Origin of the sequence: Novosphingobium endophyticum (genome assembly GCF_014640675.1) — a bacterium.
Lineage (GTDB): Bacteria > Pseudomonadota > Alphaproteobacteria > Sphingomonadales > Sphingomonadaceae > Novosphingobium > Novosphingobium endophyticum.
Genome location: NZ_BMHK01000004.1, coordinates 102822 through 116043 on the forward strand (window position 1 = coordinate 102822; position 13222 = coordinate 116043).

The following is a 13222-nucleotide window of genomic DNA, read 5'->3' on the forward strand; positions in this document are numbered from 1 at the left end:
CTGCCCGCGGTTAGGAACCACATTCCGCGCCTAGGTGCTCTTCAGAACGCCCTAGGTGCCGTTCAGGTGATTTCCCATGCCCAGAATCATGCTCGCGCTCGGCGCGGCACCGCTCGCCCTGTTTCCCCTCGCCGCCCATGCGGAGGAGGAGGCGCTGCCTGCCGGTGCCATCCTTGTTGTCGGCCAGACCGAGAAGGCCATCAGCATCGAACCGCGCGGCCTTTCGGTCAGCCTCGGCGAGGAACAGTTCGAGGGTGTGAATGCCCAGAACGTCGAGGACCTGATGAAGTACGCGCCCGATTTCTTCGTGCGTAAACGCTATGCCGGCGATTCCAACGGCGTGCCCGGCTTTCGTGGCACGCACTCCACCCAGAGCGCGCGCACGCTGGTGATGGTCGATGGCTTCACGGTGTCGAACTTCCTCGGCAATTCCTTCGGCTTCGCGCCCAAATGGGGCGTTGTCGGGCCGGGCGAGGTCGCGCAGTTCGACATCGTCTATGGCCCCTATTCGGCGCGCTATGCAGGCAACTCGATGGGCGGGATCGTCAACATCACCACCCGCTCGCCGGAGAGGACCGAGGCATTCGCGACCGTGCAGGGCCTTGCGCAGAGTTACGACCAGTTCGGCACGGACGAGACATACCGGGGCTATTCGGCGGAGGCCGGATTCGGCTTTCGGCAGAAGGACGGGCCGTGGTCGGTGCGCATGTCCGGGCGCCGCTTTCGCAACGACGGGCACCCGCAGGGTTTCTACGGCCTTGCCCGCTCGACCAGCACCGCCCCCGCCACCGAAGTGACGGGTGCGGTGTTCGATCCGAAGCAGGGCCAGTCCTTCGCGCCGGGCAGTGCAGGCCGGCCGATCTTCGCCGCGCAGAGCCTCGCCGCGATCACGCAGGATCAGGCGAAGCTGCGCGTCGGATACGACGGCGCTTCGGGGGTGACCGGCAAGCTGCTGGTGGCCTACTGGCATAATCTCGACAGCCAGACCAAGCCCGACTGCTACCTGCGCGATGCCTCGGGCGATGCGGTCTGCGAGGGTCTCGTGTCATTCGAAGGGCAGACATACAATGCGAGCGGTGCGAAATGGTCGCGCACGGTGCGTGACGAGCTGCTTGTCGGGCTCAGGATCGGCGCCCCGCTTTCCGATGCGGTGCATGTGCAGGCCAATGTCTCGACCTACCAGATCCTGCGTTCGGATGGCTTTGCTTCGAACGGCTATGCGACCGGCGCCAGTAACGGGGCGGGCACGCTGGCGCGGCATGGGCCGACCTACTGGTGGACCGGCGAACTGGCGCTGACTGCCGATCTCGGCGATGCCGAACTGGCGGCAGGCGGCAGCGCCAATCTCTACGCGACCTATGCCACCAACTACTCGCTGGACCACTGGCGCAGCGATGAAGGCAGGGCGATCTCCACCCGCACTTTCGGCAAGACCCGCAATCTCGCCGCCTGGGCAGAGCTGCGCGCGCCGCTCGATGCGGTGACGCTGACGCTGGGCGCCCGCGTCGAGGACTGGCGCGCCTTCGATGGCGGCATCGGCACCGTGGTCGCGGAGGAGCCGGTTTTCGACGGGTACGACAACCGCCATGGGACGGCTTTGCAGCCCAAGGCCTCGCTCGAATGGGCGATTGACCCGGATACGAGCCTGCAGCTCAGCCTCGCCAAGGCGACGCGCTTCCCCACCGTGGGTGAGCTGTTCCAGGGCAGCCTCGATGAAAACGGCATGCTCGACGGGGAGAGTTTCGATCCCGGTCTGAAGCCGGAACGATCAACCGACGCCAACCTTCTGCTCGCGCATGATTTCGGTTCGTTCAAGCTGACGGGTTCGGTGTTCTGGCAAAGGGTGAAGGACACGATCTTCTCGTTCACCGGCTTCAACGCGCAGGGTTTCAGGACCTCGAACTACAAGAACATCGACGTGACCCGACAATACGGCATCGAACTGATCGCCGAAGCGCGGGACGTGATCGTGCCCGGCCTGGACATCGACGCCAACGCGGCATGGATCGATTCCGTCACCGTGCGCAACGATGGCGCGCCGGAGGCGGAGGGCGTGCAGTTCCCGCGTATCCCGCGCTGGCGGGTGAACGGCACCGTTCGCTACCGCGTGGCGGAGCCGGTGATGGTCGCGATCGGCATGCGCTATGCCAGCCGGCCGAACACCGACCTGCCTGGCCTCCAGCGCGGGGATACGTTCGGCTATACCTCCGAACTCTTCGCGCTCGATGCCAGGATCAACTGGGTCGTGACCGGGCAGCTCCGCGTGAGCGCCGGGGTGGACAACATCACCAATGACCGCGCCTGGGTCTATCATCCCTTCCCGCAGCGCAGCTTCCAGCTCGAAGCGGGGTGGAAGCTGTGAGCGCGCGCACCGAACGCTGGTATCGGGCGGTCTGGCGCTGGCATTTCTATGCCGGGCTGCTGTGCGTGCCGTTCGTGCTGTGGCTTTCGGTGACGGGCGGGATCTACCTGTTCAAGCCGCAGATCGAGAGCGTGCTCTACGCGCCCTACCGTCATGTCGCGAGTGGCGGCGCGCCGATGCTTTCGCCCGATGCCATCGCAGCCAGGGCGGTCGAGGCAGTGCCGGGATCGGTGCTGCACAAGTACGTCCTGCCCGAAGCGGCGGACGACGCCGTGCAGGTTCTCGTCGGCAGCGGCGCGAAGGATACGCGGGTCTGGGTCCACCCTCAGACCGGCGAAGTGCTGTACAAGGTGGCGGAGGAGGGCCGGCTGATGCGCGTCGTCTCCCGCCTCCACGGCGAACTGCTGGCGGGCAGCCGAGGCTCGGCGCTGGTCGAGGCGGCGGCGTGCTGGACGGTGGTGATGCTCATCACCGGCCTGTTCCTGTGGTGGCCGCGCCAGACCGCCGGCCGGCTGGGCGGCGTGTTCTGGCCGCGCCTGCGCATGGGGAGCAGCGTGTTCTGGCGGGATATCCATGCCGTCACCGGTCTGTGGATCAGCGTGGGCGCGCTGTTCCTCATCGCCTCGGGCCTGCCCTGGGCGATGGCCTGGGGCGACTATTTCCGGGAAGTGCGCCAGATCACCGGCACGGCGGAGGGCAGGCAGGACTGGTCCGCCGGTTCGGCCGCCGACGCGCGGGAGCGCGCGGCGGCCGATGCCGGGACGCGGGCGATGATGTCCGAACACGCGGAGCATCGCGGCATGACCATGGTGCACATGGCGCCGGAGCCGGCCGCGCTCGACGCCGTTGTTCGCCGCGCGGAAGGGCTCGGCTTCGTCGCTCCGGTCGAAGTCAGCCCGCCCACCACCCACGGGGCGCCGTGGCAGGTGCGTAGTCAGGCGCCGAACCGCCCGAAGCGCGATAGCGCGGAAGTCGCTGGCGATGGCAGCCTGATCGGCGTGCAGCGCTTTGCCGACCGGCACTGGATCGACCGTGCCGTCAGTTACGGCGTGGCGATCCACGAAGGGGCGTGGCGGGGGCTGGCCAACCAGCTTGTGAACCTTGCGGTGCTGCTCGGTCTCGTGACCTTGTCGCTATCGAGCGTGGTCCTGTGGTGGCGCCGCCGGCCGACCGGCATGCTCGGCGCGCCGTCTTCGCTCGCGCCTTTGCGCCATAGCTGGGCGCTGGTCGCGCTGGTCGTGATGCTGGCGGTGCTCATGCCGCTGTTCGGCGCGTCGCTGGCGCTGGCCGTCGCCGCCGAATGGGCGCTCAAGCGCGCGGCGCCGCGTTTCGGCGGCTGGATGGGATGGCGCGGGACGAAGGCCTTGCGTGCGAGGCCTTAGCGACTAAGGCAGGCGGGGCCATGCCGGAGCAGGAGTGAGAACGCATGTCATCGACCGTCGAAATCCGCCGGCGCGGCCACGTCGCCGAGATCGTGTTCTCGCGTCCGCCGCACAATTTCGCCTCGCCCACGTTGCTGGCCGAGATCGCCGATGCCGTTGTGCTGTGCGACGATAACCTGGAAGTGCGCTGCACGGTGCTCGCGTCCGAGGGCAAGAGCTTTTGTGCCGGCGCCGATCTTGCCGGCGACGAGGACGTCACGGGCGAGGCTGGCATGGACACCATCGGCCAATTCTATGTCCAGGCAGAGCGTCTGTTCCGGCGCCGCAAACCGATGGTCGCGGCGGTGCAGGGGGCCGCGATCGGCGCGGGGCTTGGCCTTGCGCTTGCCGCGGACTTCCGCGTCGCCGGGCCTGCCGCCCGGTTTTCCGCCAACTTCGTGCGGCTGGGATTCCATCCCGGCTTCGCGATCACCGTCACGTTGCCCCGGCTGATCGGCGAGGCGCGCGCGGGCTGGATGATGCTTTCGGCCGAGCGGGTAAAGGCCGACCGGGCGCTGGAGTGGGGCCTTGCCGACCGCGTGGCGGAAGCCGACTTGCTGATCGAGGAAGCACACGCGATGGCGGCGGAGATCGCGGCCAACGCGCCGCTGGCGCTGCTTTCGGTGCGCGAGACCTGGATCGGCGGGCTGGCGGACCGGGCGGCGGCGGCCATGCGCCGCGAACATACCGAACAGTCCGCGCTCAAGGCGACCGATGACTATGCCGAAGGTGTCGCCGCGGTCTTCGAGCGCCGCGAGGCCAGGTTCGTCGGCCGTTGATACGTCAGCCTTTTTCGCGCAGCCTTATCAACCCTTCCTGCGCGACGCTGGCGACGAGCCTGCCCGCGCGGTCGAAGATCTGCCCTCGCGCGAAGCCGCGCGCGTGGCCAGCCCAGGGGCTTTCCATGGCATAGAGCAGCCAGTCGTCGATCGGCGGCGTCTCGTGGAACCAGATCGCGTGGTCGAGGCTGGCGCCCTGAAGCCGGGGCGAGAAGAACTTGACCGGGTGAGGCAGCACTGCGGTCGTCAGCAGCGCGAAGTCGCTGGCGTAGGCGAGGAGCACGCGCCGCAGCGCCGGTTCCGGTTCGATCGCCCCGGTGAGGCGTAACCAGGCATATTGCGAAGCGGGGCCGGTCGCGTCGGTCGAGGACGGTCCGATACGGAGGTCGAAGGCGGCCAGCCGGTCCCGCAGGGCCGGCGGCAGCGGCGCGCCGCTCGCCTTCAGCGCGGAAACCAGGTCGATGCACTGCTCGGGCGGCAGCGTCTCCGGCATCCCCTCCGCGTGGGCCAAGCCGTCCTCGGCCCGCTGGAAGGAAGCGGCGAGGTTCAGGATCGGCAGGCCGCCTTGCATCGCGACGACGCGGCGATTGGCGAAGCTGCCGCCATCGAAATCGCGCAGCACCCGGTAGATGATCGGGCGCATGGTATCGCCGGCGCGCAGGAAATAGGCGTGGAGCGAGTGCGCGCAAAGGGTCTCGCGCACGCTCCGGCCGGCGGCGGCCAGCGCCTGCGCGATGACCTGTCCGCCGAAAACGCGGCCCGGGCTTTCGGCACAGGCGCCGCCGCGAAACAGGTCGGTGTCGAGTTCTTCCACCAGCAGCAGGCGGCACAGATCCTCGGCAGGCGCGACGGGACTTTCAGCCATCGCGGCTTTCCGGGGCGTCCGCCGATGCGCGTTGCAACCAGTCCTTCGTCTCCTGTTCGATCCGGCCCAGCTCTTCGAGCGTCTGTTCAATAGCGCGTTTCTGGCGGTGCAGTTCGACGATGCGCTGGCTCACTTTCACGAGGAGCTGGCGCATTTGCTCCACATGTTCGGGGTCGACATCGTAGAGGTCGAGGAATTCCTTGATCTCGCGGATGCTGAAGCCCAGCCGCTTGCCGCGCAGGATCAGCTGCATGCGGCCGAGTTCACGCTTGCCGTAGATGCGCGTCGTGCCCACGCGCCGGGGAGCGATCAGGCCCTTGTCCTCGTAGAAGCGCAAGGTGCGCATGGTGACGCCGAGGCGTTCGGCGGCCTCGTGGATGCCGAGCATCTCGGGCGTTTCGGCTGTCGCCTCCATACCGCTCATGGCCTCCGCCTCGCCGCTTCCTCTGCGACGAGGTCCTTCTTCGAAAGCTTGCCGACCAGCGTCTTGGGCAGGCTTGCGCGGAATTCGATCGCGGAGGGCATCTCGATCTTGTTGAGGCGCGGCTGCAGGAACTCCAGCAGCGCCGCTTCGTCCAGCGACTCTCCCTCATGCAGCGCGACGAAGGCCTTGGGCGATTGCCCGCGATATTCGTCGGGTACGCCGATCACGATGACCTCGGCCACCATCGGATGCTCGTAGATGGCGTCCTCGATCACGCGCGGGTAGACGTTGTACCCCCCGCACAGGATCAGGTCCTTGATCCTGTCGACGAGGAAGAGATAGCCTTCCGCGTCGAGATAGCCGACGTCGCCCGTCCGCAATGCTCCGTAGATGAAGGTCTTGTCCGATTCTTCCTGACGGTTCCAGTAGCCCTTCATGACCTGCGGCCCGCGCGCGCAGACCTCGCCCTTCTCGCCCGTACCGAGGACCTGGTGCAGGTTGTCGGGATCGCGGATCTCCAGCGAGGTGCCGGGAAAGGCCGGGCCGCAGGAGTTTGCCTTGACCATGCCCTCGAGCGGATTGCAGGCAATGATCGGCGAGGCTTCGGTCAGCCCGTAGCCTTCGACCACTTTGACGCCGGTCCGCTCCTCGAAGCGCTGGCGCACTTCCAGCGGCAGCGGCGCGCCGCCCGAGATGCACACGCGCACGCTGTCGAACTCGCCATGCAGGGAGACGCCGTTGAGGGCGGTGTAGAGCGTGGGCACGCCGAAGAACTGCGTGGGCTTGGTGCGCCGGCAGGTCGCGAGGAAGGACTTCATCTCGAAGCGGGGCAGCAGGATCATCTCCGCCGCCGTGTCGACCGAGTAGTTGAGCACCGTCGTCAGCGCGAAGACGTGAAACAGCGGAAGGACGCCCAGCGTGCGCTCCTGCTGGTCGGGCATGTGGCCGACGTGGGCGATCATCTGCGCGCTGTTGGCCGCCAGGTTGGCGTGGCTGAGCATCGCGCCCTTGGGAACGCCGGTGGTGCCGCCGGTATATTGCAGCACGGCGAGGTCATGCGCGGAGCGCTCGACCGGGTCGGGTTCGGCATCGCGGGCGATCAGGTCGGCGAAGCGTACGAAACGCAGATCGTGCGGTTCGTGGACGATGTCGCGGCGCTTGAGCAACTGGAAGGCGCGGCGCTTGATCGCCGGAAGCGCATCGGCGAAGGGGCAGACCACGACGCGCGAAAGAGTGCCCTTCCCGACGAGCGGCGCGATTTTCGGTAACGACATGGCAAGGTCCGAGGCGATCATCACGCTCGCACCCGAATCCTCGACCTGATGTGCCAGCTCGCGCTCGGTGTAGAGCGGATTGAAGTTCACCACGACGCCGCCGATGCGCAGGATCGCGAAGTAGCAGACCACGTAGTAGGGCGTATTGGGCAGGCACAGTCCCACCCGTGTTCCGGGCTTCACGCCGAGGTCCTGAAGTCCGCGCGCTGCCTTGCGCGCCAGATCGGCGACTTCGGCGTAAGTCCACTTGCGGCCCATGAAATCGATCGCGGGCCAATTGCCATGCCGCTCGGCCGCATGGTCGAGCAGGTCGGTGAGCAGCCGCGGAGAGATCGGCGGCATTTCCTCCGGCACGAGGGAGGAGGGGGGCTGTGCCGGATGGGTCTTGCTTCCCGCGAGAGGGGCGCCGACGGTCTCCGCGGCGCCCATCAGAACGTCACCCGCTTGCCGAGGGAAAAGGCAGGCATGGCGGCGTCCGTGGGCGTGCCGTCGACCAGTATCGGTACCAGCGCGGCAACCCAAAGCGGTGTTGCGGATTTAAGAGACATCATGTGTCAACTTTCCATCTTTCCCCCCGAATCCGGCCTGTGTTCCCGTGAGCGGCTCGCCGATCGGTTTCCTCGGTAATCCGGATAACGCAAAATCTGCTTGACGTATAGGGAAAGAATCGCACCCTAAGGGAAGAAGGTTCCGCGGCCCGCGGTACGACGGGCTGGTCCGCTCATGGAGACTGTGCATGCAAAGCGTTGTGATCGCGGGTTACGCCCGTTCCCCGTTTCACCTTGCGGGCAAGGGTGCTCTGGCGCGCGTGCGGCCCGATGATCTCGCGGCCCAGGTGATTCGCGGGCTGATCGGAAAGACCGGCGTCGATCCGGCCGATGTCGAGGACCTGATCGTCGGCTGCGCTTTCCCAGAGGGCGAGCAGGGCCTCAACGTCGCGCGGCTGATCGGGCTGCTCGCGGATCTGCCGCTGAGCGTCGGCGGCATGACCGTGAACCGCTTCTGCGGTTCCTCGATGAGCGCGGTGCAGATCGCGATGGGCCAGATCGCGGTCGGCGCGGGCGACGTGTTCATCTGCGCCGGCGTGGAATCGATGAGCCGGGTGCCGATGATGGGCTTCAACCCGCTGCCCAATCCCGAACTGGCGAAGAAGAGCGCGGTTTACATGGGCATGGGCGAGACGGCCGAGAACGTCGCGGAGAAGTACCAGATCGGGCGTGCCGATCAGGAGGCGCTCGCGGTCGAGAGTCAGAAGCGCGCGGCGGCAGCGCGCGCGGCCGGCAAGCTCGCCGACGAGATCGTTCCGATCGAGACCAGGGGCGGCACCGTGAGCGAGGACGGCACCATTCGTCCCGATACGACTGCGGATGCGCTCGCCGGTCTCAAGCCGGCCTTCGACGCCAAGGGTTCCGTAACCGCCGGAACGTCCTCGCCGCTGACGGACGGAGCGAGCGCGGTGCTTGTCGCCACCGAGGACTATGCCCGCAAGCACAACCTGCCGATTCTGGCCCGGATCAAGTCGGTCAGCATCAGCGGCTGCGCGCCGGAGACCATGGGCCTCGGCCCCATCGAAGCGAGCCGGAAGGCCATGGAGCGCGCCGGCATTACCGCCGCCGATCTCGATGTGGTCGAACTCAACGAGGCTTTCGCCAGCCAGGCGCTCGCCTGCATCAAGGACATTGGCCTCGATCCGGCGAAGACCAACATCGACGGCGGCGCGATCGCCATCGGTCACCCGCTCGGGGCGACGGGGGCGCGCATTGTCGGAAAAGCGGCCTCACTGCTCAAGCGCGAAGGCGGCAGGTACGCGCTCGCCACGCAGTGTATCGGCGGGGGTCAGGGCATCGCCACTATCCTGGAGGCGGTGGAATGAGCGAACAGGCCATCCGGAAAGTCTGCGTGATCGGCGCCGGTACCATGGGCGCCGGCATCGCCGCGCAAGTTGCGAACGCCGGTGTGCCGGTGCTGCTGCTGGACATCGTTCCCAAGGACGGAAGCAACCGCAACGCGATTGCCGAAGGCGCGGTCGCGAAGATGCTCAAGACCGAGCCGGCGCCATTCATGAGCAAGGCGGCCGCCCGGCTGGTCGAAACCGGCAATATAGAGGATCATCTTGAGAAGGTCGCGGAATGCGACTGGGTGATCGAGGCGGTGATAGAGCGGCTCGATATCAAGCAGGGGCTCTACGCGAAGCTGGAAGCCGTGAAGCGGCCGGGCACGGCGGTGTCCTCCAACACCTCGACGATCCCGCTCGCCAATCTGGTCGAAGGGCGTTCTGATGCGTTCAGGCGCGATTTCCTGATTACCCATTTCTTCAACCCGCCGCGCTACATGCGCCTGCTGGAGATCGTCACCGGCCCCGCGACCGATGCCGGCGTTGCCGCCGCGGTCGAGCGTTTCGCCGACGTGGCGATGGGCAAGACGGTGGTTCACGCCAAGGATACTCCGGGCTTCATCGCCAACCGTATCGGCACTTACTGGATCCAGCTCGGCCTCAATGCGGCCTTCGACATGGGGCTGAGCGTCGAGCTTGCCGATGCCGTCGCCGGTCCGCCGATGGGCGTTCCCAAGACCGGCATCTTCGGCCTTGTTGATCTGGTCGGCATCGACCTCATGCCGCATCTGCAGGAGAGCCTGACCGCGACCCTGCCCGACGACGATCAGTACCACGCCATCGCGCAATCCCATCCGCTGATCGATAAGATGATCGCGGAAGGGTTCACCGGCCGCAAGGGCAAGGGCGGTTTCTACCGCCTTGCAAGGGACACCGATGGCCGCCGCAAGGAGGCCATTGACCTTGCGGCCGGTGAATACCGCCCGGCGATCAAGCCGCTCGGTCCCACCGGCCCCGCCGCCAGGGGCGATCTGCGGGCGTTGGTCGAGACGAAGGGCGTGATCGGCGATTATGCATGGGCGGTGCTGGGGGACACGCTGGCCTATGCCGCCGGTCTGGTGCCCTCGGCGGCGGCTGACGTGGTCGCGATCGATGATGCGATGAAGCTCGGCTATAACTGGAAAGCCGGGCCTTTCGAGATGATCGACAGGCTCGGCGCGAAATACCTCGCCGGGCGCCTGGAGGCCGAAGGCAAGCCCGTGCCGCAAATGCTGCGGATCGCGGGCGAGCGCACGTTCTATCGTGTCGAGAACGGCCAGCGCCGGTTCCTCGGCCTCGATGGCGAATACCACGACGTGGTGCGCCCCGAGGGCGTGCTGCGCCTTGCCGATATCAAGCTGGCGTCGAAACCGCTCCTCAAGAACGCCTCCGCCGCTCTCTGGGATGTGGGCGACGGTGTCGTCGCCCTCGAGTTCACCGGCAAGATGAACGCGCTCGACGGCGATGTCATGAAGCTGATCCTGCAGGCGATCCCGCTGATCCAGTCGCAGTACAAGGCACTCGTCATCTACAACGATGCGGACAGCTTCTCGGCCGGCGCCAATCTGGGCCTTGCGCTCTTTGCGCTGAACATTGCCGCATGGGGCGAGATCGAGAAGCTCGTCGCTGGGGGGCAGATGGCCTACAAGGGCCTGAAATACGCCCCGTTCCCGGTGGTTGGCGCGCCCGCGGGTCTTGCCGTAGGCGGCGGATGCGAGATCCTGCTTCATTGCGATGCGATCCAGGCCCATGCCGAGCTTTACACCGGCCTCGTCGAATGCGGCGTCGGCCTGATCCCCGGATGGGGCGGCAATGGCGAGATGATCGAGCGCGCCCGCAATGCGAAGATGATGCCTAAGGGCCCGATGCCCTCCGTCGCCAAGGTGTTCGAGACGGTCTCCACCGCTACGGTTTCGAAGTCGGCGGCCGAGGCGAAGGAGCTGCTGTTCCTGCGCCCCGAGGACGGAATCACCATGAACCGCGACCGGTTGCTCCACGATGCCAAGCAAAAGGCGCTTTCGATGGTGGAAGGCTACACCCCGCCCGAAGCGCCGACATTCCGGCTGCCCGGCGAAAGCGGCCACGTGGCGCTGAACATGGCGGCCGAGGGGTTCCGCAAGCGCGGCCTCGCGACCGACTACGACATGGTCGTCTCGGACGCGCTGGCGAGGGTGCTGAGCGGCGGCGAGGCTGATCTGGTCGATACCGTCAGCGAGCAGGATCTGCTTGGGCTGGAGCGCGAGACATTCATGCGGCTGGTGCGTGAACCGCGCTCGATCGCGCGGGTCGAGCACATGCTGGGAACCGGAAAGCCGCTGCGGAACTGATCGGGCGGGACAACGCCCCAGGATTGCATGGCGCGCCGCCGCGCGCGAGGAGAGTGAGAAATGCAGGTCTACGAAGCGCCATTGCGCGACATGAAGTTCGTGCTGCACGAGCTGCACACCGATGACGGCTTCGGCAATCTGGAGGCGCTGGAGGAATTCACGCCCGATCTCGTCGACGCTGTGCTGGAGGAAGCGGCCAAGGTAGCGCAGGAAGTGCTGCTGCCGCTCAACCGCGTCGGTGACATCGAGGGCTGCACGCTGGAAAACGGCGTGGTGCGCACGCCCAAGGGCTTCAGGGAAGCCTATGACCTGTTCCGCGAGGGCGGCTGGTGTGCGCTGGCTTCCGATCCCGAATGGGGCGGGCAGGGCCTGCCGGAGCAGGTCAACAAGATGACCGAGGAGATGATCTGCTCGGCCAATCTGGCGTTCAGCCTCTATCCCGGCCTGACCCACGGCGGCACCACTGCTATGGAAGGCTATGCCAGCGACGAGCTGAAGCAGGCCTATCTGCCGAAGATGGTCTCGGGCGAATGGTCGGGCACCATGTGCCTCACCGAACCGCACTGCGGCACCGATCTGGGTATGCTGCGCACCAAGGCCGTGCCGCAGGACGATGGCAGTTACAAGCTCTCCGGCGCCAAGATATTCATTTCCGCGGGCGAGCATGACCTGACGGAGAATATCGTCCACCTCGTCCTGGCCCGCCTGCCCGACGCGCCCGAGGGCGTAAAGGGAATCAGCCTGTTCCTCGTGCCCAAGTACCTGCCGAAAGACGATGGCACCCCCGGTCCGGCCAACGGGGTTTCGGTTGCCGCGATCGAGCACAAGATGGGCCTCAAGGGCTCGGCCACCTGCCAGCTCAATTTCGACGAATCGACCGGCTGGCTGGTCGGCAAGCCGAACAAGGGCATGGAGGCCATGTTCACGATGATGAACATCGAGCGCGTCTCGGTGGGCATCCAGGGGCTGGGCGTGGGCGAGGCGGCCTACCAGTCCGCGGTATGGTACGCGAAGGAGCGTCTGCAGGGCCGCTCGCTCTCGGGCGTGAAGAACCCGGACGGTCCGGCCGACCCCATCATCGTCCACCCGGACGTGCGGCGCATGCTGATGACCATGCGCGCCTACAACGAAGGTTGCCGCGCCATCTCCGGCTGGGTCAGCCGCGCGCTGGATGCGCAAAAGCATGCGACCGACCCGGAAGTGAAGCAGCGCGCCGAGGATTTCGTGGCGCTGATGACGCCGGTGGTGAAGGCGCTCTTCACCGACCTCGGCTTCGAAAGCGCGAACCTGGCGGTGCAGTGCTACGGCGGCCACGGCTACATCGCCGAAAGCGGCGTGGAGCAGTACGTGCGCGATGCGCGCATCGCCATGATCTATGAAGGCACCAACGGTATCCAGGCTCTTGACCTCGTCGGCCGTAAATTGCCGGCCCACACCGGGCGCTACCTGCGGGCGTTCTTTCACCCCGTCGCGCAGTTCATCGAGGCGCACAAGGAAGACGAGGCGGCGGGACCGATGATCGAGGCGCTGGAAAAGGCCTTCGGCGCGCTACAGCTCTCGACCGCGACAATTGCGCAGAAAGGCATGGCCGACCCCGAGGAAGCCGCCGCCGCCGCAACCGATTACCTGCGCCTGACCGGCCTCGTCGCCATGGGCTACTGTTTCGCCAGGGCGGCGCTGATCGCGCAGGCCAGGCTGGCGGAAGGCGTGGAGGACGCCGCGTTCTACAAGGCCAAGATCGCCACCGCGCGCTTTTTCTTCGACCGCATCCTGCCGCAGGCGACCGCCGCGTTCCTGGCGATCAAGTCGGGCAAGGCCTCGATAATGTCACTGGAGGTAGAGGCATTCTGAGGCGGGCGGGGTTTCCGGCGGAAAACGGCCATGTCGCCGGGGGGAG

Annotated in this window: 10 protein-coding genes; 6 read left to right on the plus strand and 4 right to left on the minus strand. The window is 66.6% G+C overall.

The window, feature by feature from the left end; translation table 11 throughout:
* Positions 1-76 precede the first annotated feature (76 nt).
* From IEX32_RS04345 to IEX32_RS04355, 3 genes are read left to right on the plus strand one after another with little or no spacing between them, the layout of a single operon-like run.
* Positions 77-2362 carry a TonB-dependent receptor gene (locus IEX32_RS04345; RefSeq protein WP_229735947.1) on the plus strand — a complete coding sequence of 762 codons (2286 nt, stop codon included), beginning with the start codon at positions 77-79 and terminating at the stop codon, positions 2360-2362.
* A complete protein-coding gene (locus tag IEX32_RS04350; protein ID WP_229735949.1) occupies positions 2359-3744 on the plus strand; it encodes a PepSY-associated TM helix domain-containing protein in 1386 nt (461 codons plus the stop codon). Before IEX32_RS04345 ends, IEX32_RS04350 begins: the two co-directional genes overlap by 4 nt.
* Positions 3745-3788: 44 nt before the next feature.
* Positions 3789-4562 carry an enoyl-CoA hydratase/isomerase family protein gene (locus IEX32_RS04355; RefSeq protein WP_188768774.1) on the plus strand — a complete coding sequence of 258 codons (774 nt, stop codon included), beginning with the start codon at positions 3789-3791 and terminating at the stop codon, positions 4560-4562.
* Positions 4563-4566: 4 nt separating this feature from the next.
* Here the strand turns inward: IEX32_RS04355 and IEX32_RS04360 are convergent, their stop codons facing one another.
* From IEX32_RS04360 to IEX32_RS20905, 4 genes are read right to left on the minus strand one after another with little or no spacing between them, the layout of a single operon-like run.
* Entirely contained in the window at positions 4567-5427 is an 861-nt protein-coding gene (locus tag IEX32_RS04360) for an acyl-CoA thioesterase (protein ID WP_188768777.1), read from the minus strand.
* Entirely contained in the window at positions 5420-5851 is a 432-nt protein-coding gene (locus tag IEX32_RS04365) for a MerR family transcriptional regulator (RefSeq protein WP_373285412.1), read from the minus strand. Before IEX32_RS04365 ends, IEX32_RS04360 begins: the two co-directional genes overlap by 8 nt.
* The gene (locus tag IEX32_RS04370; RefSeq protein ID WP_188768778.1) at positions 5848-7554 is read right to left on the minus strand and encodes a long-chain-fatty-acid--CoA ligase; all 1707 of its coding nucleotides are present in this window, start codon (positions 7552-7554) and stop codon (positions 5848-5850) included. Before IEX32_RS04370 ends, IEX32_RS04365 begins: the two co-directional genes overlap by 4 nt.
* Positions 7554-7676, minus strand: coding sequence for a hypothetical protein (locus IEX32_RS20905; protein WP_268236712.1), 123 nt, complete (start codon positions 7674-7676; stop codon positions 7554-7556). The genes IEX32_RS04370 and IEX32_RS20905 overlap by 1 nt, the downstream gene beginning before the upstream one ends.
* A 185-nt stretch (positions 7677-7861) precedes the next feature.
* Here IEX32_RS20905 and IEX32_RS04375 point away from each other — a divergent pair, with 185 nt between their 5' ends.
* Genes IEX32_RS04375 through IEX32_RS04385 form a run of 3 tightly spaced genes read left to right on the plus strand, consistent with a single transcriptional unit; the run spans position 7862 to position 13176 of the window.
* Positions 7862-8998: a thiolase family protein gene (locus IEX32_RS04375; RefSeq protein WP_188768781.1), complete on the plus strand. Its 1137-nt coding sequence runs from the start codon at positions 7862-7864 to the stop codon at positions 8996-8998.
* Entirely contained in the window at positions 8995-11325 is a 2331-nt protein-coding gene (locus IEX32_RS04380) for a 3-hydroxyacyl-CoA dehydrogenase/enoyl-CoA hydratase family protein (protein ID WP_188768783.1), read from the plus strand. Before IEX32_RS04375 ends, IEX32_RS04380 begins: the two co-directional genes overlap by 4 nt.
* Before the next feature lie 60 nt (positions 11326-11385).
* The gene (locus tag IEX32_RS04385; RefSeq protein WP_188768784.1) at positions 11386-13176 is read left to right on the plus strand and encodes an acyl-CoA dehydrogenase C-terminal domain-containing protein; all 1791 of its coding nucleotides are present in this window, start codon (positions 11386-11388) and stop codon (positions 13174-13176) included.
* The last annotated feature ends 46 nt before the right edge of the window (positions 13177-13222 follow it).